Annotated in this window: 24 protein-coding genes; 16 read left to right on the forward strand and 8 right to left on the reverse strand. The window is 66.2% G+C overall.

From position 1 onward, the window contains the following. Nucleotides 1–165: 165 nt before the first annotated feature. Nucleotides 166–522 carry a hypothetical protein gene (locus B9Y82_RS06985; RefSeq protein WP_100472056.1) on the reverse strand — a complete coding sequence of 119 codons (357 nt, stop codon included), beginning with the start codon at nucleotides 520–522 and terminating at the stop codon, nucleotides 166–168. A 548-nt stretch (nucleotides 523–1,070) separates the two neighbouring features. Then, on the reverse strand, nucleotides 1,071–1,988 hold the full coding sequence (locus tag B9Y82_RS06990) for a LysR family transcriptional regulator (protein ID WP_100472057.1): 918 nt from the start codon (nucleotides 1,986–1,988) through the stop codon (nucleotides 1,071–1,073). Between the two features lie 97 nt (nucleotides 1,989–2,085). Between B9Y82_RS06990 and B9Y82_RS06995 the strand changes: the two genes are divergently transcribed. After that, nucleotides 2,086–2,925: a type 1 glutamine amidotransferase domain-containing protein gene (locus B9Y82_RS06995; protein WP_100472058.1), complete on the forward strand. Its 840-nt coding sequence runs from the start codon at nucleotides 2,086–2,088 to the stop codon at nucleotides 2,923–2,925. A gap of 95 nt (nucleotides 2,926–3,020) precedes the next feature. Here the strand turns inward: B9Y82_RS06995 and B9Y82_RS07000 are convergent, their stop codons facing one another. Further along, nucleotides 3,021–3,596 carry a 5' nucleotidase, NT5C type gene (locus tag B9Y82_RS07000; protein ID WP_100472059.1) on the reverse strand — a complete coding sequence of 192 codons (576 nt, stop codon included), beginning with the start codon at nucleotides 3,594–3,596 and terminating at the stop codon, nucleotides 3,021–3,023. A 398-nt stretch (nucleotides 3,597–3,994) separates the two neighbouring features. On the opposite strand from B9Y82_RS07000, the gene B9Y82_RS07005 reads away from it, so the two are divergent. The 4 genes from B9Y82_RS07005 to B9Y82_RS07020 all read left to right on the forward strand — a co-directional run bounded on the left by B9Y82_RS07005 (nucleotide 3,995) and on the right by B9Y82_RS07020 (nucleotide 7,592). Next, nucleotides 3,995–5,347: a DUF1963 domain-containing protein gene (locus B9Y82_RS07005; RefSeq protein ID WP_162292084.1), complete on the forward strand. Its 1,353-nt coding sequence runs from the start codon at nucleotides 3,995–3,997 to the stop codon at nucleotides 5,345–5,347. 91 nt (nucleotides 5,348–5,438) lie between these two features. After that, a complete protein-coding gene (locus B9Y82_RS07010) occupies nucleotides 5,439–6,170 on the forward strand; it encodes a hypothetical protein (protein WP_100472061.1) in 732 nt (243 codons plus the stop codon). 79 nt (nucleotides 6,171–6,249) lie between these two features. Continuing rightward, nucleotides 6,250–6,729 carry a hypothetical protein gene (locus B9Y82_RS07015; protein WP_238381550.1) on the forward strand — a complete coding sequence of 160 codons (480 nt, stop codon included), beginning with the start codon at nucleotides 6,250–6,252 and terminating at the stop codon, nucleotides 6,727–6,729. Between the two features lie 80 nt (nucleotides 6,730–6,809). After that, complete coding sequence (locus B9Y82_RS07020) at nucleotides 6,810–7,592, forward strand: 3-hydroxybutyrate dehydrogenase (RefSeq protein WP_100472063.1); 783 nt, start codon at nucleotides 6,810–6,812, stop codon at nucleotides 7,590–7,592. 72 nt (nucleotides 7,593–7,664) lie between these two features. On the opposite strand, the gene B9Y82_RS07025 is transcribed toward B9Y82_RS07020, so the two are convergent. The 3 genes from B9Y82_RS07025 to B9Y82_RS07035 are packed head-to-tail and all read right to left on the reverse strand — an operon-like array spanning nucleotide 7,665 to nucleotide 8,904. After that, nucleotides 7,665–8,123: an SRPBCC family protein gene (locus B9Y82_RS07025; RefSeq protein ID WP_100472064.1), complete on the reverse strand. Its 459-nt coding sequence runs from the start codon at nucleotides 8,121–8,123 to the stop codon at nucleotides 7,665–7,667. A 2-nt stretch (nucleotides 8,124–8,125) separates the two neighbouring features. After that, nucleotides 8,126–8,440, reverse strand: coding sequence for an ArsR/SmtB family transcription factor (locus tag B9Y82_RS07030; protein WP_100475187.1), 315 nt, complete (start codon nucleotides 8,438–8,440; stop codon nucleotides 8,126–8,128). A gap of 8 nt (nucleotides 8,441–8,448) precedes the next feature. Then, complete coding sequence (locus tag B9Y82_RS07035) at nucleotides 8,449–8,904, reverse strand: SRPBCC family protein (protein ID WP_100472065.1); 456 nt, start codon at nucleotides 8,902–8,904, stop codon at nucleotides 8,449–8,451. 207 nt (nucleotides 8,905–9,111) lie between these two features. On the opposite strand from B9Y82_RS07035, the gene B9Y82_RS07040 reads away from it, so the two are divergent. Next, on the forward strand, nucleotides 9,112–9,699 hold the full coding sequence (locus B9Y82_RS07040) for a TetR/AcrR family transcriptional regulator (protein WP_100472066.1): 588 nt from the start codon (nucleotides 9,112–9,114) through the stop codon (nucleotides 9,697–9,699). A 91-nt stretch (nucleotides 9,700–9,790) separates the two neighbouring features. Then, entirely contained in the window at nucleotides 9,791–10,285 is a 495-nt protein-coding gene (locus B9Y82_RS07045; RefSeq protein WP_100472067.1) for a hypothetical protein, read from the forward strand. A 26-nt stretch (nucleotides 10,286–10,311) separates the two neighbouring features. Here B9Y82_RS07045 and B9Y82_RS07050 read toward each other — a convergent pair whose 3' ends face one another. After that, nucleotides 10,312–11,313 (reverse strand): helix-turn-helix domain-containing protein, encoded by a 1,002-nt coding sequence (locus B9Y82_RS07050; RefSeq protein WP_100472068.1) that lies wholly within the window; start codon nucleotides 11,311–11,313, stop codon nucleotides 10,312–10,314. A 262-nt stretch (nucleotides 11,314–11,575) separates the two neighbouring features. Between B9Y82_RS07050 and B9Y82_RS07055 the strand changes: the two genes are divergently transcribed. From B9Y82_RS07055 to B9Y82_RS07095, 9 genes are all read left to right on the forward strand, one after another. Next, complete coding sequence (locus tag B9Y82_RS07055) at nucleotides 11,576–14,152, forward strand: TonB-dependent receptor plug domain-containing protein (protein ID WP_100472069.1); 2,577 nt, start codon at nucleotides 11,576–11,578, stop codon at nucleotides 14,150–14,152. 52 nt (nucleotides 14,153–14,204) lie between these two features. Further along, nucleotides 14,205–14,786 (forward strand): FMN reductase, encoded by a 582-nt coding sequence (gene msuE, locus B9Y82_RS07060; protein WP_100472070.1) that lies wholly within the window; start codon nucleotides 14,205–14,207, stop codon nucleotides 14,784–14,786. 169 nt (nucleotides 14,787–14,955) lie between these two features. Then, the gene (locus B9Y82_RS07065; protein ID WP_100472071.1) at nucleotides 14,956–15,318 is read left to right on the forward strand and encodes a DUF3088 family protein; all 363 of its coding nucleotides are present in this window, start codon (nucleotides 14,956–14,958) and stop codon (nucleotides 15,316–15,318) included. Between the two features lie 14 nt (nucleotides 15,319–15,332). Continuing rightward, entirely contained in the window at nucleotides 15,333–16,310 is a 978-nt protein-coding gene (locus tag B9Y82_RS07070) for an MsnO8 family LLM class oxidoreductase (RefSeq protein WP_100472072.1), read from the forward strand. An 18-nt stretch (nucleotides 16,311–16,328) separates the two neighbouring features. Further along, nucleotides 16,329–17,669: an LLM class flavin-dependent oxidoreductase gene (locus tag B9Y82_RS07075; RefSeq protein WP_100472073.1), complete on the forward strand. Its 1,341-nt coding sequence runs from the start codon at nucleotides 16,329–16,331 to the stop codon at nucleotides 17,667–17,669. A 4-nt stretch (nucleotides 17,670–17,673) separates the two neighbouring features. Next, nucleotides 17,674–18,894, forward strand: a complete 1,221-nt coding sequence (locus B9Y82_RS07080) for a M20 aminoacylase family protein (RefSeq protein ID WP_100472074.1) — start codon at nucleotides 17,674–17,676, stop codon at nucleotides 18,892–18,894. After that, nucleotides 18,891–19,442, forward strand: a complete 552-nt coding sequence (locus tag B9Y82_RS07085; protein WP_100472075.1) for a GNAT family N-acetyltransferase — start codon at nucleotides 18,891–18,893, stop codon at nucleotides 19,440–19,442. Before B9Y82_RS07080 ends, B9Y82_RS07085 begins: the two co-directional genes overlap by 4 nt. Continuing rightward, nucleotides 19,439–21,184, forward strand: coding sequence for an amino acid ABC transporter permease/ATP-binding protein (locus tag B9Y82_RS20995; RefSeq protein ID WP_100472076.1), 1,746 nt, complete (start codon nucleotides 19,439–19,441; stop codon nucleotides 21,182–21,184). The genes B9Y82_RS07085 and B9Y82_RS20995 overlap by 4 nt, the downstream gene beginning before the upstream one ends. A gap of 16 nt (nucleotides 21,185–21,200) precedes the next feature. Next, nucleotides 21,201–22,175, forward strand: coding sequence for an ABC transporter substrate-binding protein (locus tag B9Y82_RS07095; protein ID WP_100472077.1), 975 nt, complete (start codon nucleotides 21,201–21,203; stop codon nucleotides 22,173–22,175). Between the two features lie 23 nt (nucleotides 22,176–22,198). Here the strand turns inward: B9Y82_RS07095 and B9Y82_RS07100 are convergent, their stop codons facing one another. Beyond that, entirely contained in the window at nucleotides 22,199–25,318 is a 3,120-nt protein-coding gene (locus B9Y82_RS07100; protein WP_100472078.1) for a discoidin domain-containing protein, read from the reverse strand. Nucleotides 25,319–25,473: the final 155 nt, after the last annotated feature.

The raw sequence follows: 25,473 nt of genomic DNA on the forward strand, positions 1-25,473 counted from the left end.
AAGAGAGTTGGGCCTGTCCGCGATCTTACTGCAGCAGACGCTCGCCACTCATACGCGACGCGTGGTTTGGCTAAGACTAACCAAAAGCAGCCTGGTGCCTACGTCTGCTTCTGGCCGGAAGCGGGCGCTGGGTTTGTTAGCAGGGATCTACGCTGCCAAGGGAAACTACTCCGGCCTAACCTCCCGGCAAGCCCACTCAACCAACCCCCGGCAAGCCAGAAACAACCCATCGACCACCCCCTCATCCAAATGCCGCTCCGGCTCCGCTGCCACCCGGCAGCGGTCCGCTGCGTGCAGCACCTCCAGCACCGTCAGCAACCCCACCATCGCGCGCTCGGTCCTCGCCAGGCTTACGCGGCGGCCGGGTGACACATCGGTTTCTGGCCAGGGATGCCCATCAGCCCCCTCGCATCCACGCATGCGCTTGAGGATACCGAGCAGGGAGTTCAGGTCGGGCAAGGGAGTATCGTCGTTGATGGGCTCAACAACGGTGTACGAAGAGAAGGTGCGGGATTCGTTCATGGCGTCGGCTTCCGTGGCTGTGCTTAACAGCGCCACCGCGAAGGGTGGCGGACGATGCGTGGCTGCAAACCGGAAGAAGCGATGTCATAAGACCGGCGGGCCCGAGGGCCCCCACGCACCGCCCGCCATACAGGCCGACGGATTGCCCGCCGGCACCGGTTAAGAACGGTGCCGACGGGCAAGCGCAAACTACAGACATCGCTTTCTTCGGGTTTGCAGACCCGACCACCCTTTGTCGGTGGTGCGCCATGGTGTTTACGCCGCCGCTTCGAATGCCAATAGAAATTCGCGAAGGAATCGCCGAATCCGAGAGCGAAGAACTATTGTTGCACGGACCATTCATGCAGCACGCGACACCACCAGACGCATTCGCGCAGCTGCTCTGCTGATGGCGAACCAAACTGGCGCAATCGCCCACGCCACAAGCGAATTGCGCGACACCCTTCTTTGCGACAGTTCTTAGTCTGCTTCGCCAGGCAGCGGCGCCGGATCAGCCGCACTCCCCGAAAATCGGTTCAATCCCGACAACACCAGCGAACCTCGCAGCCTCAACCAACGCCATCCTCAGCCGCATTCCCCACCAGCAACTCAATCATCGCCCGCGCCGCCGCCGATTGCCGCCGATGTGGCGCATAGATCACCGAGAACGGCCGCGACCGCCCGCGCAGCTGCGGCAGCACCTCCACCAGCTGCCCACGCTGCAGCCGCTCGCGCACGATGAACTGATAGCTCTGGCAGATGCCGATGCCCTGTTCGGCCAGCGACACCACGCCCAGCACATCGTCGGAGGTCTCGATGGACGAACGCGGCAGCAAGTCCACGTCGCGCCCACCGTCGCGGAAGATCCATGGCGCCAGCCGCCCGGTACGCGGCATCACAAACGGCAGGCACAGGTGCTGCTGCAGGTCGTCCAGCGCCTGCGGCGTGCCGCGGCGCTGCAGGTAGTCCGGCGCAGCCACCAGCAGCAGTGGGGCGTCCTCAAGCTTCCGCGCCACCAGCCCGCTGTCCGGCAGCTGGCCCAGGCGGATGGCCAGGTCGAAGCCTTCGGCCACCAGGTCCACGTTGCGGTTGGTGATGTTCAGTTCCACCTGCACCTGCGGGTACTGCTGCGCAAAGCGCGCCAGCACGGGCGGCAGCCGGTAGTGGCCATAGGTGGTAGGCACGCTCAGGCGCACGCGGCCGGCCAGCGCACCGTCCTGGGCCAGTACGTCACGCTCGGCGTCGTCCAGCAGGCCGAAGGCCGTGCGCACCTGTTCCAGATAAAGCCGCCCGGCGTCGGTCAGCCCTACGCGGCGGGTGGTCCGCTGCAGCAGCTGACGGCCCAGCCGCGCTTCAAGGCGGGTGACCGCGCGGCTCAGCACCGAGGGGGTGGTGGACAGCGCCACCGCGCCGGCGGTGAACGAGCCGTGCTCGACCACCGCCAGGAACACCTCCACATCGCCCAGGTAGTCGAACTTGCGGCTCATTTAGCTCTCCGGGGAACAGATGTTTTGCGATGGGGCCAATTTATCGCCGCTGGGGCGATGAATAAAGTGGCGGCCATTCCCCGATAGGAGCTCCCCCATGAACCTGATGACCCGGCTGGCCGCAGCGCTGGCCCTGACCCTGGCCGCCAGCGGCGCGCATGCCGCCAACGTGCTGGTGGTGCTGTCCGACGAAAACCACCTGGACCTGAAGGACGGCAAGGTGCTGTCCACCGGCTTCTATCTCAATGAGCTGATGCAGCCGGTCAAGCTGCTGCTGGACGCGGGCCACGAGGTGACCTTCGCCACGCCGCAGGGGCGGGCGCCGACGGTGGATGCGTCCTCGGTGACGGCGGCGTACTTCGGCAACGATGCCGCGCAGCTGACGCTGCACAAGGATCTGCTGGAGAAACTGGCGCTGACCTCGCCGACGGCCGCGCCGGTGGTCAGCCTGGCGCGCATCGAGCAGCAGGGCTACGCGCGTTTCGATGCGGTCTACATTCCCGGTGGCCACGCGCCGATGCAGGACCTGCTGAAGAGCCCGGCGCTGGGCCGGCTGCTGGCCGACTTCCACCAGCGCAACAAGACCACCGCGCTGGTCTGCCACGGGCCGATCGCGCTGCTGTCCACGCTGCCGGATGCAGCGGGTTTCGTGTCAAAGCTGGAAGCGGGTGCGATGCCGGCTACGCCGAAGTGGATCTACAGCGGCTACCAGATGACGGTGATCAGCAATCAGGAAGAAGAACAGGCCAAGCCGCTGCTGGGTGGCGGCGAGATGAAGTTCTACCCGCAGACCGCGTTGCAGCGGGCGGGTGCGCGGTTCAGCAGCAATGCCGCGCCGTGGACCGGGCATGTGGTGATGGACCGCGAGCTGATTACCGGGCAGAACCCGGCGTCGGCACTGGAGGTGGGGCAGCGGTTGGTGGAGCGGTTGAAGTAGGGCGGGGCTGCACAGCAGGCTGCCAGCCTTGTGGGCCGAGGGGCCAGCGCCTCGGCCTGACTATGGAAGTGCCAACGTGGTCGGCAGAGAGGGCATCAGCCCTTCGCCAGCGCTGCCCCTGACAGATCTTCAATCTGGGACAGCGCGTGACGCGTCGCGGTCCAATCGCCGGCGTGCCTGATCGCCAGGCCTCCCGCCGCTGTCCAGGCATCACAGTTCTCTTTGAAGTCATCGATCAGAACATCGCCTGGCTGGTGCATGAAAAGAGGCTTGTGCCTGCCGCCGAGGACCGGCAACACCAGACAGGTTGCTGACAGGTGTTCGCGGACCCACTGCCGCTTCTGGATGGCAGCGAGTGGATAGTTCGATTTCGGGCAGGCCGTGAGAATCACCGGGTTCAAATGGTGGATGCTGTGGAAGAACTCCACTGCACCCTGCATCGGCGGCAGGTCGCGGAAAAACGACGGGTGATTGTCGATGTGCATCCACATCTCATCGTCGGCAAGCAATCGATGGTCCAAGCCAAACAGGGTGGGAAATGCCGCGTCGAAATCGGCCATCACGCCATCAAGATCTACATAGATTGTGCGTCTGGATGCCTTCGATCCATCTGTGTGCTGATTCGCGAGCGGGTCCATCATCGGTATCGACTTCACATCATCTGCGTTCATCAGAGCGTTCTCCTCTCAAGAGTGGGCTTTCTTCTTCATTCGTTCCCCGGTAGCGGGGCAAAGTGCTTGGCGATTGCGACAAACATGGCAGCAACCGCGATGCCGACTGCGCCGGCACGACTGAAGGGGCCGGCGAGCCACGGATGCCGTAATCGGCATGCTGGAAATGCGGATTATGTCGCGGCGCTTCTTCAAAGGCCTGCCGGGCGGCTGACCTGGGCCTTGGCCAGGACGCACGGCCCGCAGCCGCTGGCTCATTTCGCCAATCAAGGAGCAATTTGGCGCGCCGGTGAGTGGATCATCGCCGGGCGCTACAGGCAGGCCGGGTGGTGATATACCTGTGGTGCTCGATCCAGACTCAAAAGGACGTCACTGAAATGGATGCTCAGGCAGATTCAATGTACCACGCCGACCAGCGTGACCACCATGCCGAAGCCGTGCTTGAGGCCTTCTTCGCCAAGCATCGCACCCCGGCCCTGGTGCTGCAGCGTTTCTACCCGCCGGCGGCATTCCCCAGGGTTCGCAGCCGTCTAGGCGGTCTGCCGCAATTGCCCGATGGGATGGATTGGCCGGTTGGGGAAAGTTATGGCGAAGCGGCGCCGATGCACTTCCTGGCGCAGATCGATTGCGCCGAGCTGCCACGCGTGGATCCCGATATGCCCTCGCAGGGCATGCTGTTCTTTTTCGCCATGAACGACGAAGAGCAGATATGGGACACGGACGAACCACAGCAACGCGTGCGTGTACTGTACGCGGCTGAGGTCGCGGCCGATCAGCACGTGCGTGCGCTGTCGGACGGTATGCGTCCGATTCTGAATGAAGGCCCCTCGGACCATGCGCACCGCAATCCCGCATGGCTGCTACCTGAGGAGGATGGGCCGTGCGTGCATGTTCAATGGCCCTTGGTGGCGCAGCGCATGGATACCTGGCCGGACGAGCTGGAGCTGCCGCCGGGTGAGGAGGATCGGCCGTATTACGATATCTACCCCTCGCGCCGGGACGAAATGCGGCTGGGTGCGGTGGTGGCGGCCACGGGCCTGTTTCCGCGCGCGGATGCAGCCACGGAATGGGAGCGCCCGCAGTCGCCTGCGTGGACCTTCCCGGTGCAATGGCTGCGTTACCAGACCGATTTTCCCCATGTAGGCATCATCATTGACCGCCTTTCGCGGGTGATCGGCAATGAGCGGCGTGCAGGCAAGCGCGGGGGTATTGATTACGCCGATGTACGCGCATGGGTGAAGCGCGCCGCCGCCATTGGCCTGGACGAAGCCCCGGATGATGCAACGCGGGAGGCATTCCGTGAGTGGATTATCGGACAGATCAGCGACGACTTCGAGCGTATGACGCTGACCGATCTGAGCATGGGCCGGGCGTTCACAAAGGGACTGCTGGCGGCAGTTGCCTACGCGGCAGGCTCGCCGGCTGCGGCCGCGCGCATTCCTGCACTGATGTACCGCCACTTGCAGGACGAACATCTGCCGTTTGATGAAAGCCTGGGCACGTTGCCTGATGGCCGCAAGCGCTGCGCCGAGACGCGCGTGCACCAGATGCTGGGGCACGCACCGCGCTTGCACGGCATCGTGCCCGACGTGGAAGGCGAGGGCGACGCGGTCTGCCTGCGGCAGTTGGCGTGTGACCCGGCGATTGATCTGGTCTTTGGTGACTGTGGCCAGGCCACGTTCTGGTTGAGTCGTGAGGATCTGCGCAACTGCAGGTTTGACCGCGTCGTGGGCGTGGTGGAGTCGCATTGATTGGGCACGGCGGGGCTGCCATGGCACCATGACGGGCTGGCCTCGTCCTTCAGGGCGGTGCCGTTTTCCCAGGGAAGCCCTCGAACACGACATGCGAACGTCCTTCTTCATTCTCTCCGCCCTGTGCCTTGGCCTGCTGTCTGGCTGCGCCAGTGGCCCGGAGGAGCACGCCTCAAGCCGCGAAATCTCCGGTGCGTTCGTGGCCGACGATGGCCAGCTGTACCTGCTGCCGCGCTATGACGAGCCGATGCGCTTCAATGCCGCGCCGTTCCGTGACTACCGTGCGCTGATGGACAGCCCGCTGCGCGAGGCGGTGGTCTGCGCGCAGATGTACTTCCATGAGGACTGGCGCGACCCGGCCAACAAGGCCAAGGTGCACGGCAGCTATGCGCTGCTGCTGCGGCCGGAGCAGGTGACGCCGGAGCAGGCCGCGCAGTTCAAGCTGGAGCGGATTGAGGTGCTCCCGCGCGAGGCGAAGTATGTGGACGAGCGTGCGCGCTACTACCTGCCGCAGGACCGGAGCCGTTATGCGCTGGCGTTTGATCGGGCCTGCAATCTTTCAAGGAAGGGCGGCAGCTATTACAGCGCGCTGTTCGAGGGCGACGGCGAGCGGGTGAAGTTGCCGGATGCTGCGGCGCTGGCAGAGAGGGGGAAGCTGGACCAGCCCATCAATGCGCGGGCGCAGCGGATCCTGCCGGAGAGGGAGGACAAGCCGGGTGTGGGTTCGGCGGCGGGCAAGGTGCTGGGCGCGGCGTTGGTGCCGGTGGCGGTGCCGGTGTTTGTGCTGAGCCTGCCGTTCCTGGGGCCGGATCATTGGAAGTGAAAAGGCGTTGAGGGAGAGCCATCCACGCGTGACGTGGATCTACTTGGGTATCGCCTGAAAGTTCATCCTGGAGATCTGTGTGTCCAGCACGCTGGAAACTGTTTTGAAGACCGTAGGCTTCATTGTCCTCGCGGCACTTCCGTTGGTGATCCTCTGGTTCACACTTCGGCGAATGTCGGCATCTGCTCGCTCGTCCGTGAAATCGGGGCTGCGTTTGCATGCCCCGCGCCGGATTTCCGGTAAGTCCATGACCCTGGTGATGGTGGATGGAAAAGAGGATCGGGAGCACTACTTCTTTGATGCGGAGTCCTTCTACCTGCGGCGTGGCCCGGTGCCTACGGCCGTTCCGCTCTCGCAGATCACCTCAGTCACGCGAACGTCCGATGTCATCTACGGTCGCTATGTCTGGCAGGTGTGCTTCAGCAAAGCGTCGGGCAGAAAGTGCGTGACGTTCACCAACAACCTGACGCTGTTCAACCGCGACTTTCTGCTCTTTCTGGAGGCGGTGCAGAAGGCCAACCCGCTGGCGACCGTTGATCGAGCAGGCATCCGCTTCTAGCTGAGGGCCAATAGGGGGGCACTTAAAGGGACGAGCCGGTGAAGCTACACTGGCCGCCTATGCCTGTTGGAAGCACGCCCATGTTCAGTGGAAAGGTCGCCGTGGTCACCGGCTCCACCAGCGGTATCGGTCTTGGCATTGCTACGGCATTGGCGCGGCAGGGTGCCTACATCGTGCTGAATGGCTTTGGCGATGCAGTGGAGATCGAACGCATCCGTACCAACTTGGAAGCCGAGTTCGGTGTACGGGTGGTGCACGATGGCGCGGACCTGTCCCGTGGCGAGGCGGTGCGCGAAATGATCGCCCGCGCCGTCGCGAAGATGGGCCGCATCGACATCCTGCTGAACAACGCCGGCATCCAGCACACCGCGTCGATCGAGGAGTTCCCGGTCGAGAAGTGGGATGCGATCCTGGCGTTGAATCTGTCGGCGGTGTTCCATGCAACGGCGGCGGCGTTGCCGCATATGAAGCAGCAGGGCGCCGGTCGCATCATCAACATCGCCTCGGTGCACGGCTTGGTCGGCTCGGTGAACAAGTCGGCCTATGTGGCGGCCAAGCATGGGGTGGTGGGCTTCACCAAGGTGACGGCGCTGGAGAACGCAGGCACGGGCATCACCGCCAATGCCATCTGCCCGGGTTGGGTGCGTACGGCGCTGGTCGAGCAGCAGATCACCGCGTTGGCAGAGAAGGACGGCACGGATCAGGAAGCTGCGGCCCGCGCGTTGTTGGCTGAGAAGCAGCCGTCGTTGCAGTTCGTGACGCCCGAGCAGCTGGGCGAGATGGTGGTGTTCCTGGCCTCGGACGCCGCCGCGCAGATCACCGGCACGGCGCTGCCGGTCGATGGTGGCTGGACCGCCCGCTAGCGGACCGGCATCGGCCGCGTTGCCGACGCCGCAGCAGCCAAGGCGCCTGCGGCGTCGTCCCGACGCAGCCGTCTACTGCGGCTTGGCAAACACATCCAGCCCCTTGCCCGTCTCCAACAACGACTTCAGGCTGGACAGCACGATCGGCCAGCCCTGGCGGATGCCGGTATCCATGCCGCTGCCCGGTTGCAGCTGGTCATGGGTGACGGTCAGCCGCACCATGTCCTGGTACGGCACGATCTCGAAGGTGACGCGGCTGTAGGCGGCCGGATCATCGGCCTGCGAGGCGCCGGCCCAGGTGATCACCAGCCGCGAGGGCGGGGTGCTTTCCACCACCTCGCCGACCAGCTCGACCTTGCGTTCGTCGTTGGCGCGCACATGCTGCCAGCGCGAGCCTGGCTTCCAGTCGGAGACGTTTTCGTGGCCCCAGTAGGTACGGGCAATCTCGGGGCGGGTGATGGCTTCGAACACCTTCTGTGGCGTGGAGGCAATGTAGATCACGTGGATGAAGCGGGTGGACTCTGCGGACATCGTCATTCTCCTTCCAGTTCTCGTTTCAGGTCATGCAGCAGGCTCAGGCGCTGCTGTTCGAACTTGCGTACCCAGCGCTCGTAGATGTCGTGCAACGGCACGGGGTTGATGAAGTGCAGCTTCTCGCGGCCACGCCGCACGGTGCTGATCAGGTTGGCGTCTTCCAGCAGGCCCAGGTGCTGGGTGGCCGACTGCCGGGTCATCTGGAGGTGCTCGCACAGCTGGCCCAGGGTCTGGCCGTTGTTGGCACAGAGCAGATCCAGCAGGGTCCTGCGGGTGGGATCGGCCAGGGCTTTGAAGACCTTGTCTGGATCCATGCGGTGCGTCAGTTCCACTCGTCGATCTTGATGTCGCGCGGGCTGGGTTGGCCGCGGCCGGTTTCCAGCAGGGATTTCAGGCTCATCAGGAACATGGCCCACTTGGTGTTGCAGTGGCGGATGAACTCGGCGCGCTCGCCCCAGCCATGGTGGGTGAACAGCACGATGCTGTATTCGTCTTCCTGGTGCAGGGCAAAGCGGATGTGGGTGCCGGTCCATTCCGGCGGCCCGGCCAGCACTTCCCACAGCACCAAGCTGCTGGGCTGCAGTTCGCGCAGCTTCATCTGCATGGCGCCGCGGTCTTCGCCGTTGGCGGTGAAGCGCAGTTTCAGGGTGCCGCCTGGGTGGCGGTCGCCTTCGGTTTCCTCGGTCCACCAGCCGGCGACGCCTTCGGGGGTGGCCAGGGCCTGGTAGACCTGGGCGACGGGTGCCTTGATGCCGATTCTGTGAGCGATCTCGAGCATGTCTGGTTCCTCCGGTGGGAGGGCGGCCTGCGGTGTGGGCCGTCCATGGATCGACAATAGGCAGGTAAATGCCTGCATGGCAATGGCCGTCATCGCGTTCCGTGGCGACGGTCGCGCTCTGCGCGGCTTCGTTCAGGCCGGGCTGTCACTGGGCGAGCGCCTCCAAGGGTGGTTGACAGCCAGTCAACCTACTAGTAGGTTGAAGGCATGAAAGACGCACTCTCGCCCAAGGCACAGGAGATCCTGGCGCACGCCCGTTCGCTGCTGGAAGCCGGTGGGTACAACGGTTTCAGCTATGCGGACGTGTCGGCGCGGGTGAACATCAGCAAGGCCAGCATCCATCACCATTTCCCCAGCAAGGCCGACCTGGTGCGCACGGTGGTGGTGCTCTACCGCGCCGAGGCCCGCGAGGGGCTGGCGCTGCTGGACCGGCAGCTGGACGATCCGCTGAAGGCGCTCAACGCCTATGTGGATTACTGGTCCACCTGCATTGCCGGCGGCACGTCCTCGTTCTGCATCTGCGCGATGCTGGCGGCCGAGGCACCGATGATTCCGCCCGAGATTGCCGAGGAGGTGCGTGGGCATTTCGAGGATCTGAGCGGGTGGCTGGCGGTGACCTTGGAGAAGGGCGTGGCCCAAGGACAGCTGCGGCTGCAGGGGCCGGCGGCCGATGAGGCCAAGGCGTTCATGTCGGCAGTGCACGGCGCAATGCTGGCCGCGCGCGGGTTGGGCGATGCCGCGATGTTCGCGACGCTGGCGCGACTGGCCATTGCACGGGTGAGTGCGACGGCCTGACGGATGTGTGGTGGCCTGCGGCAGCGCGGGCCTTCTTTTTACTCCATCAGCCTACCTACTAGTAGGTTTATACTCATCAAGAGAGATTTCCATGGCACACCCTCTGTCTGCGCTTGGCGCGATCCACACCGCCGTCAGTCTGGTTCCGGTCCTGGCCGGGCTGTACGGCTTCCTCCGCCACCGCGCGATCGATCCGGCCACCCGCGCGGGCAAGCTCTATTTGCTGGGCCTGGTGCTGTCGGTGGTGACCTCGTTCACCGTGTCCAGCACCGGCGGGCTCAATCCCGGCCACGCATTCGGCGTGATCGTGCTGCTGGTGGCATTCGGCGGGGTGCTGGCGGCACGGCTGCGCGTCCTCGGCCGCACCGCACCGTACCTGTCCACTTTCGCGCTGTCGTTGAGTTTTCTGCTGTCGCTGGTGCCGGGCGTGAATGAAACGCTGACGCGCCTGCCGTTGTCGCATCCGATCGCCGCGGCGCCGCTGGCGCCGGTGATCCTGCACACGCTGCTGGGCTGCGCGGTGGTATTCGTGATCGGATTCTTGGCGCAGTGCTGGCGGATCCATGCGCGCGGCGGACGCCGGTAAAGCGTTGCGCCGGCCGTGCGCGGCGATCAGCAGCCCACCATCCGCTCTGCTGCGATGCCGCTGCGATGCTGGTTGCGGTATTCGATGGGGCTGGCCGCGACCATGCTGCGGAAATGGCGGCGGAAGGATTCCTGCGAGCCGAACCCGGCCTGCTCGGCCACCCACTGCAGCGGGCGGTCGGTGGTCTCCAGCAGCTCGCGCGCGTAGGCCACGCGTTCGCGGATCAGCCAGTCGATGGGTGACAGGCCGGTGGCTTCGAGGAACTGCCGCTGCAGGGTGCGCTGGCTCAGCGCGGCCTGCTCGGCCAGGCTGGCGAGCGAGTGGCTTTCGCGCAGGTTGCGGCGCATCCATTCCATCAGTCGCGCCAGCCGCGTGGGCTCGCCCAGCGGGATTGCGCGGCTGACGCGCTGGCTGCGTTCGGCATCGCGCCAGGGTGCGAGCACCAGGCGCTCGGCGACCAGGTTGGCCACGCGTGCGCCGTAATCGTTGCGCACCATGTGCAGCATCATGTCCATGCCGGTGGCCGAGCCGGCCGAGGTGATGATGCTGCCGGTATCTACGTACAGCACATCCTCGCGCACGTCGATGCGCGGGAAGTCGCGCGCAAGCGCTTCGGTGAGGCGCCAGTGGGTGGTGGCCGGGCGGCCATCGAGCAGCCCGGCCCAGGCCAGAACGAACGCACCGGAGCAGATCGACGCGATGCGTGCGCCACGTGCGTGGGCGCGGATCAGTGCATCGAGCAACGCCTGCGGCGGACGTTCGCTGGGCTCGCGCCAGCCGGGGATGACGATGATGTCGGCATCATCGACGCTGCTGAGATCGTAGGGCAGCTGCACCTGGGTGCTGCCGAGCATGCGCAGCGCGCCGGGCTCGCCTGCGCACAGCTGTGTGCGATACCACGCCACCCCCAGCTCTGGCCGTATCGGTGCGAACAGGCCGACCGCACAGCCGAACTCGAACAGCCCCTGGCCGTGGCAGGCAACGATGGCGACGAGCGGCGCGGCAGGATCGGCGGGTGAGCTGGGCATGGCCTGATGCTACGGGCGGTGGTGCGCGCCGCAGAGTGGCGCGCGGGCATGAGGTGATGCCGGGTCGGTATATGGAGGCTGGGGTCAGAGCCCTTTCCTTTGGAAAGGGATCCGACCCCGTGGGAGTGGGCCGCCTAACGTCATTACCAGCGGTCATGTGGGTGGCCGGATATGACGGTTGGGTGACGCGATCCCGCCTGTCGCGGTGGGTGAACAGGCCCTTGAATGGAAGCGTGTTTCCGGCCCACCCCCACGAGCCCCCATGCCTGCCGCCTACGCCCCAGCCCCGAGTACTCTCGCTGTCCTGATCGCTGCCGCCCTCGCGGCTACGCCCAGCCTTGCCGCGGAAGCCGATGCGGATCCTGCCACCACCGCGGCGACGGCGAACGTTGCAGCATCCACTTTGGATGCGGTGGTGGTGACCGGCTCACGCACCAGCACGCGCACGGTGAAGAACAGTTCCACACCGATCGATGTGATCTCCGCCGAGGACCTCGCTGCTACCGGGCAGGGCAACCTGCTGGAAGCGCTGCAGCGCAGCCTGCCGTCGCTGAGCCAGATCGGTGGCTACCAGAGCGACCAGGAAAGCCTGATCCGCGGCTATCAGCTGCGCAACCTGTCGCCGGGCTACACGCTGGTGCTGGTGAACGGAAAGCGCCGTAATGCCAGCGCCTATGTGAGCGGAGCCAACGGTGGCGGCTTTCCGGGGCACGCCTGGGCGGACCTGGCGCTGATTCCAGTCTCGGCCATCGACCATGTGGAAGTGCTGCGTGATGGCGCTTCGGCCATTTACGGCTCGGACGCGATCACCGGCGTGGTCAACGTGATCCTGAAATCGCAGGCGCATGGTGGCGAATTTGCCGTGGAAAGCGGGCAGAGCATCGATGGCGATGGCTCGCGCACCAGCGTGCGTGCCAACGTGGGCCTGCCGTGGGGCGATGATGGTTTCGTCAACCTGTCCGGCGAGACCACCCGCCAGCATCATGCGATCCGCACCCGCCGCTATATCGATGGCTACCTGAGCTACCCGGCGGTGGATGGCAGCGGCAATCTGGTGGCGTTGCGACCAAACAACCGGCTGCCAGCAGGCGCTACGCCGAACCCGGCCGAGGTGGGCCGCGATGCTGAGGCCAATACCATCCTCAGCTCGCCGTCGTATGCGTTGAAGGCGTTTGCCGTGAACTTGGGCCATGGCCTGGGCGAGAGCGCGCAGTTCTACGCCAATGCTACGGCCAGTGATCGCACCGCGCAGGCGATCCAGAACTTCCGCCTGCCGGCGACCATCTTCACCACCTACAAGGCCCCCCGCGTGTTGAGTGTGTTTCCCGATGGCTTCCTGCCGGTGCTGGAAACCAAGGAGAAGCAGTACACCGGCACCGTGGGCGTGAAAGGGCAGATCGCAGGCTGGGACTACGACGCCAGCCTGACCGGCAACCGCAGTACGGTGCGCACCTATACGCGCAATTCGGTGAACTACTCGCTGCCGTATCCCGGTTCGCCCACTGATTTTTATGACGGCAAGCTGGACTACCAGCAGGGCATCGCCAACCTGGACCTGCGTCGTGGCTTCGAGGTGGCGGCCTTTGCTTCGCCGCTGGAAGTGAGCGCGGGCGCCGAATACCAGCATGAACAGTATGAGCGCGGCGCAGGGCAGTGGGAGTCGTATACCGGCTTCGGTGCGGCGGCGTTCGTTGGCTATTCCACTGCGGACGCGGTGAAGGCCACCCGCAACAGCAAGGCGGTGTACGCAGGTGCGGCCACCAACATTACCTCGCGCTGGTATCTGGATGCCGCCGCGCGCTGGGAAGACCATTCCGACTTCGGCAGCGTCTCCACCGGCCGCCTGACCACGCGTTTCGACTTCACCGACGCGCTGGGTGTGCGCGCTACGGTCAGCAACGGCTTCCATGCCCCCAGCCTGGGCGCGCAGTACTACCAGGCCACCGGTAGTTGCCCGTGCGGAACCACGCTGGTGGCGCAGGTGTCATCGCCGGCGGCGATCGCATTGGGGGCCGCACCGCTGAAGCCGGAAAAGGCCACCAACTACAGCCTGGGCGTGACCTGGGACCCGAGCCCGGCATTCCATCTGGCAGTGGATGCCTACCAGATCGACATCCGCGGCCAGCTCGGCCAGTCCAGCCAGATCGGCTACAACGCGCAGGATTCCGCGCGCATCACCGACAACAGCGGGACGGTGCTGAGCGCGGCGCAGAAGAACACCATCGATGCACTGCTGGGTTCGGCCGGCATAAGCATCCTGACCGGCGATGCGTTCTACGCCAGCTACTTCACCAACGTGGGCAATACCCGGACGCGCGGTGTGGAGCTGACCCTGGAAGCGAACCAGGAGACCGCGTGGGGCAAGCTGCGCTGGAGCTACGCGGCCAATGTCGGCCGTACCACGATCCAGAAGGTCAGCGACATTCCGGCGGCGCTGCAGGGGCTGCCGAACATCAATCTGCTGACCAGATCCAGCGAGTACGCGCTGCGCTTCCGCACGCCCAGCTATACGCAGGTGGCAGGGCTTGGCTGGCAGAACGGGCGCTGGCGCTCGAACGTGGATTTCACCTACTACGGCCGCATCAAGCGCCTGAACAACGGTGTGGAGTACAAGCAGCCGCCGGTGCTGGTGACCAACCTGTCCGGTGGCGTGGAGCTGGGTGCGGGCTGGAGTGCGGCGCTGGGCATCAACAACGTATTCGACAAGCGCACGCGCAAGGTGCCAGCGTACGCGCGCAGCGCCACCGATGTGGCGAGCATCGAGACCACCTGGGACAGCGGCGATGTGCTGAGCAATGTAGGCGCGTATTGGTTTGGCCGGGTCAGTTACCGGTTTTGAGGTTCAGGCGAAACGCCGCCGGGCATGGCCCGGCGCTACCGAGGAGCGGGTCATGTCTTCTGCATTGAAGGTGGTTGCATTGGTCGGGTCACCGACGAGTTCGGCGACGTCGCGCACGCTGGTGCTGGTGCGACATCTGCTGGAGGCGCTGCAGCAGCGGGTGCATGCCAGCGTGGAGCTGGTTGAGCTGGCGCCGATCGCGCGCGCGCTGGGGCAGTCGCTGTCGCGCGACGAAGCTGAGCCATCAGTGGAGCAGGCGTTGCAGGCCATCGAGGCCGCCGAGCTGCTGGTGGTGGCAGTGCCGGTCTATCGCGGCTCGTATCCCGGGTTGTTCAAGCACCTGGTCGACTTCATCGGGCTGGAGGCGCTGGTGGATGTGCCGGTGCTGCTGGCGGCAACCGGTGGCAGCGAGCGCCATGCGCTGGTGATCGACCACCAGCTGCGGCCGTTGTTCAGTTTCCTGCAGGCGCACACGTTGCCGATCGGGGTGTATGCCACGCCTGCCGATTTCGAGGGTGAGCACATCAGCAGTGTGGCCTTGCAGGCGCGGATCGCGCTGGCGACCGAGCGTGCGGCTGGGCATCTGGCGGCACGGGCACTGGCCGTGCCGGTGCCATTGCGGCGAATCGCATAGCACCTGAGGAAGCAGGAATAACCAGCAGCAGTCTGCTTATGGCGACGCCGCATCTGCGTGGCCGGATCTGACCGCCGATTGTCGCCAGGCGTCGCTGCTGCGGCTGCCGGCGTCTCTAGCATCGATATTGAAGCGGCATCGCATTGCCGGCCCAGATGAGGACGACCCCGTGGCTTTGGACGCAGCAAGCAAACCCATCCTGTTCCTGCTCGACCGTGAGTTCGAGGACGGCCAGATTCCCGGCCAGCGTTTCTTCTGCCGGCACAGCCTGTTGCTGGAGGGCGCGCTGTCGAGCATTGACGGCCTGGACGCGCAGCTGGACGTGCGCCGCATCGGCTTCGCACGGCCGCGCCGCGAGGTGATTGCCGAGATCGGCGAGCAGGACCAGTCGCTGCCGAAGCTGGTGCTGCCGAAGGGCGTGCGCAGCGAACTTGCCAGTGGCGCCCATCAGGACCGCCAGTACATCTCTGGTGCCGAGCCGATCCTGGCCGCGCTGAACGGCTTGCTCGGCATTCCCGTGGCCCACCCCTGAGCGAGGACGCGACCATGAGTTATCAGATCAGCGTGCTGGACAAGAGCCCGGTGGCCAAAGGCGCCTCGCCAGAGCAGGCGCTGCGCAACAGCCTGCAGCTGGCGCAGCGCGCCGAGCAGTTGGGCTATCACCGCTACTGGTTTGCCGAACACCATGCCGCACCGACGCTGGCCAGCCCTGCACCGGAAGTGCTGGCAGCCTGGGTGCTGGCGCAGACCCGCCGCATCCGCATCGGCAGCGGCGGGGTGATGCTGCGCCACTATGCGCCCTACAAAGTGGCGGAGAACTTCAACCTGCTGTCGGCGCTGGCGCCGGGACGGGTGGATCTGGGTGTGGGCAAGGCGCCCGGCGGCCTGCCGGCATCGACCGCTGCGCTGGCGGCCGGGAGGCCGGCGTTCGCCGACTTCGACCAGCAACTGCGCGATCTGGAGGGCTATCTTTCCGGTGCCGATACCGAGGCGCTTGCCCGGCCGGTTCCGCAGCAGGCGCCGGAGCGCTTCCTGCTCGGCGCCAGCCCGCAGAGCGCGCAGCAGGCGGCCGAGCTGGGCTGGCGCTTCGTCTACGCAGCGCACTTCGATGGTGACCCGAAGCACATCGAGGCGGCATTCAATGCCTACCGCAGCGTCTCCACCCAGCCACCGCTGCTGGCCACGGTGGCCTTCGCCGCGCCGACTGCCGAAGCCGCGGCGCGTCATATCGGTGCGCTGCGCGTCTACAAGCTGCACCTTGGTTCCGGCCAGGCCGTAAACCTGCCCAGCCCCGAGGCGGCTGCAGAGTACGCGCGCCAGGTGGGCGTGGCGGACTTCCGCATCGAGGAAACCCGCCCGAGCGTGTTGTCCGGTGATGCGCAGCACGTCCGTGACGAACTGGATGCGCTGCACCGGCGCTTCGGCGTGGGCGAGTTCATCCTCGACGCGCCAGTGGCCGACCTCGACGCGCGCCTGACATCCCTTGAACTGCTGTCGCCCGCGCCGCGCGCGGCGGTGGCCTGACCTGCAGAAGCGATTCCCATGAGCACCCCGCGCCACATTCCGTTCGGCATCATGCTGCAGGGCCCTGGCAGCCACATGCATGCCTGGAAGCATCCGTCCAACCCGGCCGATGCCAGCGTCAACCTGCAGTTCTACGTCGACATCGCTCGCACCGCTGAGGACAACGGCATCGCCTTCGGCTTCGTGGCCGACGGCCTGTACATCAACGAGAAGTCGATCCCGCACTTCCTCAACCGCTTCGAGCCGATCTCGCTGCTGTCGGCGCTGGCGACCGCGACGAAGAAGATCGGCCTGGCGGGCACGCTGTCGACCTCGTACAGCGACCCGTTCACCGTGGCCCGCCAGTTCGCCTCGCTGGACCTGCTCAGCGGAGGGCGTGCGGGGTGGAACGTGGTGACTTCGCCGCTGGAGGGTTCGGGGCGCAACTACGGTCGCCCGCACCCCGAGCACGCGCTGCGCTACCAGATCGCCGACGAATATCTGGAGGTGGTGCAGGGGCTGTGGGATTCCTGGGATGACGATGCCTTCGTGCGTGAGCGCGACAGTGGCACGTTCTTCGCACCGGATAAGTTCCGTCGGCTCGACCACAAGGGCCGCTTCTTCCAGGTGGAGGGGCCGCTCAACATCCAGCGTTCGCCGCAGGGCCAGCCGGTGATCTTCCAGGCCGGGTCGTCCGATGATGGCATCGCGCTGGCTGGCAAATATGCGGATGCGGTGTTTACGCATTCGCCATCGCTGGAAGAAACCCGCGCGTTCACCCAGAAGGTCAAGAACTCGGCGATCGCGCACGGGCGTAGCGGCAATGACGTGAAGATCTTCCCGGGCATTGGCCCCATCGTCGGCCGCACTGCCGAGGAGGCCGAGGCCAAGTACCAGGCGATTGCTGCGCTGGCCACGCTGGAAGATGCGCTGGCCTATCTCGGCCGCTTCTTCGATCACCACGATTTCAGCCAGTACGACCCGGATGCGCCGTTCCCGGAGCTGGGTGACATTGGCAGCAACGCGTTCCGTTCCACTACCGACCGCATCAAGCAGGATGCTCGTGAGAACGGCCTGAGCCTGCGCCAGGTGGCGCTGGAAGCGGTGAGCCCGCGGCCGAATTTCATCGGCACGCCGGAGCACGTGGCCGATGAGCTGATCCGCTGGTTCGACGCCGGCGCCAGCGACGGCTTCATTCTCGGTTTCGCTGCACAGCGCGAAGGCTTGGACGATTTCGTGACCCAGGTGCTGCCGATCCTGCAGGCGCGCGGCTACCACCAGCGCGAGCTGGAGGGACAGACCCTGCGCGCGCATCTGGGCCTGCCCTACAAGGCCAGCCGTCATTCGACCGACGCCGAGCCGGCGCGGAAGGCGGGGTAAGGCGATGAGCGGAGAATCCGCAGTAGCGCCGGGCCACGCCCGGCGGAATTCCCAAGCGACGGGCATAGTGCCCGAAATCGCGGCGCGCGCCGAGGCGGCCATCGCGATCCGCCATGACCTGCACCGGCACCCGGAGCTGGCCTTCGAGGAGCACCGCACCAGCGCACGTGTGGCCGAGCTGCTGCAGCAGTGGGGCTATGAGGTGACCACCGGCCTCGGTGGCACCGGCGTGGTCGGCACGCTGCAACGCGGGCAGGGTAGTCGTCGCCTCGGCCTGCGCGCCGACATCGATGCACTGCCGATCCACGAGGATTCCGGGCTGGCCTATGCCAGCCAGACCGAGGGGTTGATGCACGCCTGCGGCCACGACGGGCACACCGCCATCCTGCTGTCTGCGGCGCACTACCTCGCCCATCACGGTCGCATCGACGGCACCCTGCAGCTGGTGTTCCAGCCGGCCGAGGAAACCGGTTCGGGGGCCTCAGGGATGATTGCCGATGGCCTGTTCGAACGCTTCCCGGTGGACGCGATCTACGGGTTGCACAACTGGCCGGGTGTGCCGGTGGGCCACTTCGGCTTCGTCGACGGTCCGGCGATGGCATCGGTGGACTGGGCGCGTCTGAAAGTGATCGGCAAGGGTGGCCACGGCGCCGAGCCGCAGGGCAGCGTCGACCCGATCCTGGTGGCAGCGCACATCGTCACCGCGCTGCAGAGCGTTGTCTCGCGCAATGTGGATCCACGGCAGATGGGCGTGGTCACCGTCGGTTCGATCCACGGCGGGCAGGCCGCCAACGTGATTCCAGACGTGGTGGAGCTGAAGCTGACCGTGCGCGCCTACCTGCCGGAAGTGCGCGACACGTTGCGGCGTCGGGTCACCGAGATCGCCGAGCAGACCGCCGCCGCGTTCGGCGCGCGCGCCGAGATCGAGTTCCCGCGCGGCTTCCCCAGTGTGATCAACCACCCTGAGCAGACTGCCTATATCCGCGAGGTGGCCGTACGGGGCTTTGGCGCGGAACAGGTGGTGCCCGAATTCGCACCGCGCACCGCCAGTGAGGATTTTGCGTTCCTGCTGCAGGCACGGCCGGGCAGCTTCGTGTTTGTCGGCAACGGCGACAGCGCACCGCTGCACAGCCCGCGCTATGTGTTCAACGACGCCGCCATTGCACCCGCCGCCAGCCTGTGGGCGCGGCTGGCTGAAGACTATCTGGTGAAGGACGCAGCATGAGCAGCAACGAACGCTTCCTCTACACCTCGGTGGACGATCCACTGGCGCAGCCCCTGTTCGATGGCCTGGAGCAGGAGTACGACAGCCGCTACGCCGACGTGCGCCGACGCATCGGCGGCAGCGCCCGCGAGGAGCTGCAGCGCTACCCGGCGCAGGCGTTTGCTGCCCCGGTTGGCGCGTTCGTGCTGCTGCTGCGCGATAGTGTGGCGATCTCCGGCGGCGCCTTCATGCCACACCGGGATCCGGACACCGCCGAGTTCAAGCGCATCTGGACGCTGCCGGGACTACGCCGCCAGGGCATCGCACGGCGCGTGCTGCAGGAACTGGAAGACCAGGCAGCGCGGCAAGGATACCGGCGGGTGTTCCTGACCACCGGCTTCCGTCAGCCTGAAGCGGTCGGCCTGTACCTCAGCCAGGGCTACACCGCGCTGTTCGACCTGCAGGCCGATCCGGAAACCATCGCGCATCTGCCGTTCGAGAAGCACTTGAGCGTATCGGCGCCGGTCGTTGTGCCATCACAGGCCGTGCTGCATGGAGCCCACGCATGAGCACGCCTTCGACCGCGCTGGATGGCATTGCCGCACGCCCGGCACCAGCACCAGCGTTGAAGATCGTGCCGGCCCGGCATCCGCTGCAGGTGTTCGGCACGGTGCTGGCGCTGGCGCTGATCCTGATCGGGCTGCAATCCGTGCTGGGCAATCCACGCTGGGGCTGGGGCACGTTCGCCGAGTGGTTCTTCGCGCGCCCGGTGCTGGAAGGCCTGGGCCGTACGTTGTTGCTGACCGCACTCGGTACCGGCCTGGGTTTCGCGCTGGGTACCTTGCTGGCGTTGGCCCGCGTGTCCGGCTCGCCGCTGCTGTCGGCGGTGTCGTGGGGCTATGTGTGGTTGTTCCGTTCGATTCCGTTGCTGGTGTTGTTGCTGCTGCTGAACAACCTGGGCTACCTGTACAGCACCATCGAGCTGGGCGTACCGTTTACCGGCATCCGCCTGTTCTCGTACCCGACCACGCAGCTGATCGGTGTGTTCACTGCCGCAGTGCTGGGCCTTACGTTGAACCAGGCCGCGTTCTCGGCCGAGGTGATCCGCGGCGGCATTCTCTCGGTCGATCGCGGCCAGTACGAGGCTGCGGCCGCGCTTGGCCTGCCGCGTGGCCGTCAGGTGCGCCGCATCATCCTGCCGCAGGCGATGCGCTCGATCCTGCCGGCCGCGTTCAACGATGTGATCGGCCTGGCCAAGAGCACGTCGGTGGTCTACGTATTGGCGCTGCCGGAGCTGTTCTACACGGTGCAGGTGATCTACCGGCGCAACCTGGAAGTGGTGCCGCTGCTGATGGTGGCCACGGTCTGGTACCTGGTGATCCTGACCGTGCTGTCGCTGTTGCAGCGGCGCGTGGAGCAGCGCTTTGCGCGCGGCCAGCTGCAGCGTGAGCGCTCGGTGTCGCGTGTCTCGTCGCCGACGCGCGCCGCAGGTGAAGCTGCATCGCGCGTGGCCAACCGCCCTCGCGTCGCTGCGCAGGTGGAAGCGGGCGAGGGCGCATCGGTGTCGCTGCATGGCGTAGGCAAGCTGTTCGGCGACCAGCCGGTGCTGGAAGACGTGAACCTGGACCTGCGCGCGGGCAGCGTGACGGTGCTGATCGGCCCTTCGGGCGCCGGCAAGTCCACGCTGCTGCGCCTGATCAACCACCTGGAACGTGCTGACAGCGGCTACGTGACCGTGGGCGGCCAGCTGATCGGCTACCGCCGCGATGGCGACACCCTGTACGAGCTGCCGGAGCGCGAGATCCGCCGCCGTCGTGCGGAAGTAGGCATGGTGTTCCAGGGCTTCAACCTGTTCCCGCACCTGACCGCGCTGGAGAACATCATCGAGGCACCCATCGCGGTACGTGGCGTGCCGCGCGCGCAGGCCGAACAGCAGGCGCGCACGCTGCTGGAACGGGTCGGCCTGGCCGAAAAGGCCGATGCCTTCCCGCGCCAGCTGTCCGGTGGCCAGCAGCAGCGCATCGCGATCGCCCGCGCGCTGGCGCTGCAGCCGAAGGTGCTGCTGTTCGACGAACCCACGTCGGCGCTGGACCCGGAACTGGTGGCCGAGGTGCTGAGCGTGATCGAGGAACTCGCCCGTTCCGGCACCACGCTGGTGATCGTGACCCATGAGCTGAGCTTCGCCCGCCGCGTGGCTGACCACGTGGTGATGATGGACCAGGGCCGGGTGATCGAGCAGGGCACGCCCGAGGCGCTGTTCGAGCGTCCGCGCCAGCAACGCACCGCCGATTTCCTGGCCACGACCCTGTAACCCCGGAAGGAAGACCATGAGCCCTGCAGCACCGCGTCGCCCCTCACGCAGCACCCTGTTGATCGTGGGCGTGCTGGTCATCGGCATCGCCGGCATCGTCTATTCGCGCGTGCGCCAGGCACCGGATGCCGGCACCGTGGCCGCAACCAGCCTGGCGGGTGCGAACACCACCATCCTGAAGGGCACGCTCGATCCGAAGGCGCAGGCGTTGATCCCGGCTGACTATCGCTTTGTCACGCCCGGTACGTTCACCGTGGCCACCCATCCGGGGCAGCTGCCGCTGGCCGACTATGGTGCCGACAGCAAGGACGTGGTCGGCATCGAGCCGGACATCGCACGGCTGATTGCCGATGGGCTGGGCCTGAAGCTGGTGATCGTGCCGGTGGCGTGGGCGGACTGGCCGCTGGGTCTGGAATCAGGCAAGTACGATGCGGTGCTGTCGAACGTGACCGTCACCGAGGAGCGCAAGAAGAAATTCGATTTCTCCAGCTACCGTTACGATCTGCTCGGCATCTATACGCGCACTGATGGGCCGATCCAGAAGATCGAAAAGCCCGCCGACGTCGCCGGGCTGAAGGTGGTGGTGGGCGCCAGCACCAACCAGGACCAGATCCTGCGGCAGTGGGACCAGCAGAACATCGCCGCTGGCTTGAAGCCGGTGGAGTACCAGTACTTCGATGATGCCGTGGTGGGGCGGCTGGCGGTGATCACCGGCCGTGCCGATGTCTCGTTCGAGCCCAACGCCACCGGCGCATACTCGGCACGCGATGGCAAAGTGCGGCGCGTCGGCCTGTTCCCCGGTGGCTGGCCGAATGCTGCAGCGATCTCGGTGACCACGCGCAAAGGCAGTGGCCTGGCCGATGCGGTGACACAGGCACTGAATACCCAGATTGGCAGCGGCACCTACGCGCAGGCACTGGCACGCTGGAACGTGGCCGAAGAAGCCGTGCCACAGTCGCAGACCAACCCGCCGGGATTGCCGGCCTTGTAGAAGCCGCCGGGCATGGCCTGGAGCTACCAGACGGCTTCCAAAGTCTTGAAGGGTTTCGCCACGCGCACACCCTCGGCATCGAAGTCGGAAACGCTGCGTCCATCCACACGCACCGCCTTCGGCATCGTGCGCGCCGGCCACCAGACCTTCACCGCCGTTCCGCCGCGCAGCCCCTCGCCAAGCGCCACCGTCAGCACCCCGTCGCGCTGCCGCGCCTGCATCTGCAGCGTGCCATAGGCGGTCGGCAGCCGCTCCACCGCCAACCCTTCGCCAGCAACCCACGACGGCGGTGTGCCCGGCAGCAATGACAACGCATCATCGTCCTCGCGCATAAGCATGCCGAACAGCGTGCGGCCGTACTCGGCGCCGATCCAGGTATGCGGCATGTCGCCGAGGTAGCGCGGGAAGCGCAGGCGGGAGTGCACGACCTCGGCCAGGACCTGCCACTCAAGCGGGCGCCGATCATGCAGCAGCCCCTGCAGCAGCTCATCGGCTACCTGTGGCTGGCCCAGGTGCACATAGCTCAGCACATTGCGGATTTCGTAGGGCGTGTAGGCGTACAGCGCGCCGGGCTGGTTGCGCTTGCGCACATCGTCCAGGTAGCGGGCGAAGGTAGTCCGCAGTGCGTCGGCAGGCAACACGCTCTGCGCGCCGGTGGGATCCAGCGCGATGGATACGCCGGTGGGATCACCATCGCCCAGATCCGCGGAGGAAGGAATGAAGTCAATACCCTTCCACGCCATCGTTGCGCGGATCGAGGCATGCAGGGCGTCGTACAGCGCTTTGTACTGCTCGCGTGCCCAAGTGGCGGTTTCGTGGTCGCCCAGCGCCTCGGCCAGCCACGCACCGTCGTGCCACCCCTTCAGGCCCCAGTAGTCATCCCAGTAGCTGTGGGTTGGTGACGGATAGCCTTCATGACTGATCGAGGGGGCAAGGATGCCGGCGAAGCGCTCCGGTGCCGGCTGATCGGCTTTGTACCCGGGCACCAGGGTGCGCTCGCGTAGCTCCTGCAGGAAACGCAGCGCCGCTCTCACTTTCGGCAGGTAGTCACGCACCGATTCGGGTCCGCCATCGAGGCGGGCGACATCGGCCACCAGCGCCACGTACTGGCCCTGGCTGTCGTACTCGATGTCCGAACCGAAACCCGTATTGACGCTGCCATCGTCGTTGAGGATCGGCGAGACCAGGCCGTTGGCATGCACGCCGTGCTCGCTGTACCAGGCCAGGTAGTCGCGCGCGACCTTGGCCTCGCCCATGCGCAGCAGCACTGCCGAGGTGGCCATGCCATCGCGGATGAACGAGCGGTTGTAGTTGCGCGGGCCCGGCTGCATGGCTGGGCCGGTCTGGTTGATCAGCATGTAGGCGGCCTGCGCGCGCAGCATGTCCACCAGTGATGGATCAGGCAGGCGCAGCCCGACCCCGCCCAGACGTGCCTGCCAGTCTGCGGAGGCCTGGTTGGCCAAGGTGTCGAAGGCATCGTTGCCGTCGCGAGGCAGCGAGGAAAGGTCGAGCGCGGGGGGCTCCGGCAGCGTGCCGTTGGCATCGGCAGCGGCGGTGCCGAGTGGGAACGCTACCACCACCGCATCGCTGGCACCGGGCGCGAGGCGGATCCGGTAGCTCAATGCGGCCGCGGCCAGTCCTTGCTCATCGCGTGCCTGCTGGGTGGCAGGCAGACGCCCGGCTGCGATGCCGGCGGTGATTTCCGTTGCACCGTCCTTGCCGAACGGCGCGGCGCCGGCAGCATCCACCGGCGTGAGCGAGCGCAGCAGCGTGCGGCCGTTGACGCGCACCGTGTTGGCTTCGACGGCGACCTCGCGGATCGGCGACAGCCCGCCGTTTTGCCACGGCGGGTTCATCTGCATCGGTCGTACCGCCAGGGTCAGCGTGCCGTCGACCGCGGTGGCGCCGGTGTTGCGTAGGCGATGACGCACCAAGGCGACCGGCTGCCCGTCGCGTTCGATGGCGAAGGCCTCGCTGCGTAGTTCCAGTCCCGCCTGCGGTGCCCAGGTGGCGGACGGCATCGGCTTCCAGCCGTCGCGCAGCGCGTGCTGCACCTTCTGCCCCGCGGCCCCGGCTGCGCTGCCATCGGCATTGCGCCAGATCGGCTGCACCAGCGGTGCGCCCTTGAAGACCTCAATGTTGCCGTACTCGTCGAAGATCGACTTCTGCCGGCCCGCGTGCACGCCGACCGTAGTCCAATAGGTCTGCTGCATCTGCAGCGATGCCGGGAACAACGCACGCTGCGCGCCGCTGGCAGCGATCTGGTACCGCTTCATCGGCGTCATCACGGCTTTCGGGCCAAGCAGGCGCAGGCGCGTGATCTGCGGTGCAGCGCCGTCCACGCTCAGGCGGAACGCACGTACAGGCTGTGCCGTGTCAGCAGCCAGCCAACTCTGCCGATGGCTGGCCGCCTGTGCATCGTGTGCGAGATCCTGCCAGCGGCCCTGTGCGTCCTGCATCTGCAAGCGGGCGACGCCGCGCCCGCCATCGGCCCAGTCGACCGCGAGACCGGGCGTGGACTGGGCGCGAGGCAGCATGATCTCGAGCGTATGCGATCCACCTTTTCCAGCTGGAACCGCGACGGTGCCGCCGCCTTGCCAGAGCGTCGCCGCCTGCGTTGCATCGACACCGCTGATGCGTGCGCTGAGCGTGCTGTCCAGCGGCTCCATCTCGAAGATCGACACGCCCCAGTCGGACGTGCGCTGCGGGCTGGCCAACCGCAGGAAGCGCGCCTGGCGTGGCGCGAAGTACAACGTTTCCACGTCGCCCAGCGAATCGGTCATGGTGTACGCGGTCTGCCACTGCGTGCCGTCCAGCGAGGTCTGTAGTGAATACCCTTCTGGATTGGAGACATCCCAGGTGATCCGTGCGCCCGCCAGCATCGTCGGTGCACCCAGATCGATCTGGAACCAGTGGCCCGGACTGAAGGCACCGCCGGTGACGGTCTTGGGGTCGCCGTCGATCAGGTGGCTGATCGCCATCGCCGGTACCTGCTGCGAGGAAGCGCTGGCCTGCCATTGGCTGCGCGGCGGAAGGGTCTGTGCCTGCGCGGACGACGCCAGGGCGGCGAGCAGCAGGGGGGCGGCAGATTGCCATGGGAGAGCTGAGCGGGAGACCTTGGAGCGTTCGGCGCGTAACGTCATTACGGACAGCCTCGCAGGTTCGACCGGAATCGGGCGAGCGCTACGCTAGCAAGGTATGTAATCGGTTACATGACGCGCTGCAGCGGCGCAGACCGCTTCTGCGTAGAGCCGAGCCTACGCTCGGCTGCCTTTCGGGTAGGCGCAGCCGAGCATGG

The sequence above is a fragment of the Stenotrophomonas maltophilia genome, from assembly GCF_002799155.1.
Lineage (GTDB): Bacteria > Pseudomonadota > Gammaproteobacteria > Xanthomonadales > Xanthomonadaceae > Stenotrophomonas > Stenotrophomonas maltophilia_R.

Bases quoted from the DNA above. Each gene is read 5' to 3' on its own strand.
- B9Y82_RS07010 (WP_100472061.1), top strand. From the start codon at position 5,439: ATGCGAACGTCCTTCTTCATTCTCTCCGCCCTGTGCCTTGGCCTGCTG.
- B9Y82_RS07005 (WP_162292084.1), top strand. From the start codon at position 3,995: ATGTACCACGCCGACCAGCGTGACCACCATGCCGAAGCCGTGCTTGAG.
- B9Y82_RS07035 (WP_100472065.1), bottom strand. From the start codon at position 8,904: ATGCTCGAGATCGCTCACAGAATCGGCATCAAGGCACCCGTCGCCCAG.
- B9Y82_RS07025 (WP_100472064.1), bottom strand. From the start codon at position 8,123: ATGTCCGCAGAGTCCACCCGCTTCATCCACGTGATCTACATTGCCTCC.
- B9Y82_RS07020 (WP_100472063.1), top strand. From the start codon at position 6,810: ATGTTCAGTGGAAAGGTCGCCGTGGTCACCGGCTCCACCAGCGGTATC.
- B9Y82_RS07070 (WP_100472072.1), top strand. From the start codon at position 15,333: ATGAGTTATCAGATCAGCGTGCTGGACAAGAGCCCGGTGGCCAAAGGC.
- B9Y82_RS07100 (WP_100472078.1), bottom strand. From the start codon at position 25,318: ATGACGTTACGCGCCGAACGCTCCAAGGTCTCCCGCTCAGCTCTCCCA.
- msuE (WP_100472070.1), top strand. From the start codon at position 14,205: ATGTCTTCTGCATTGAAGGTGGTTGCATTGGTCGGGTCACCGACGAGT.
- B9Y82_RS07075 (WP_100472073.1), top strand. From the start codon at position 16,329: ATGAGCACCCCGCGCCACATTCCGTTCGGCATCATGCTGCAGGGCCCT.
- B9Y82_RS07095 (WP_100472077.1), top strand. From the start codon at position 21,201: ATGAGCCCTGCAGCACCGCGTCGCCCCTCACGCAGCACCCTGTTGATC.
- B9Y82_RS07085 (WP_100472075.1), top strand. From the start codon at position 18,891: ATGAGCAGCAACGAACGCTTCCTCTACACCTCGGTGGACGATCCACTG.
- B9Y82_RS06990 (WP_100472057.1), bottom strand. From the start codon at position 1,988: ATGAGCCGCAAGTTCGACTACCTGGGCGATGTGGAGGTGTTCCTGGCG.
- B9Y82_RS07000 (WP_100472059.1), bottom strand. From the start codon at position 3,596: ATGAACGCAGATGATGTGAAGTCGATACCGATGATGGACCCGCTCGCG.
- B9Y82_RS06995 (WP_100472058.1), top strand. From the start codon at position 2,086: ATGAACCTGATGACCCGGCTGGCCGCAGCGCTGGCCCTGACCCTGGCC.
- B9Y82_RS07040 (WP_100472066.1), top strand. From the start codon at position 9,112: ATGAAAGACGCACTCTCGCCCAAGGCACAGGAGATCCTGGCGCACGCC.
- B9Y82_RS07055 (WP_100472069.1), top strand. From the start codon at position 11,576: ATGCCTGCCGCCTACGCCCCAGCCCCGAGTACTCTCGCTGTCCTGATC.
- B9Y82_RS07050 (WP_100472068.1), bottom strand. From the start codon at position 11,313: ATGCCCAGCTCACCCGCCGATCCTGCCGCGCCGCTCGTCGCCATCGTT.
- B9Y82_RS07045 (WP_100472067.1), top strand. From the start codon at position 9,791: ATGGCACACCCTCTGTCTGCGCTTGGCGCGATCCACACCGCCGTCAGT.
- B9Y82_RS06985 (WP_100472056.1), bottom strand. From the start codon at position 522: ATGAACGAATCCCGCACCTTCTCTTCGTACACCGTTGTTGAGCCCATC.
- B9Y82_RS20995 (WP_100472076.1), top strand. From the start codon at position 19,439: ATGAGCACGCCTTCGACCGCGCTGGATGGCATTGCCGCACGCCCGGCA.
- B9Y82_RS07030 (WP_100475187.1), bottom strand. From the start codon at position 8,440: ATGGATCCAGACAAGGTCTTCAAAGCCCTGGCCGATCCCACCCGCAGG.
- B9Y82_RS07080 (WP_100472074.1), top strand. From the start codon at position 17,674: ATGAGCGGAGAATCCGCAGTAGCGCCGGGCCACGCCCGGCGGAATTCC.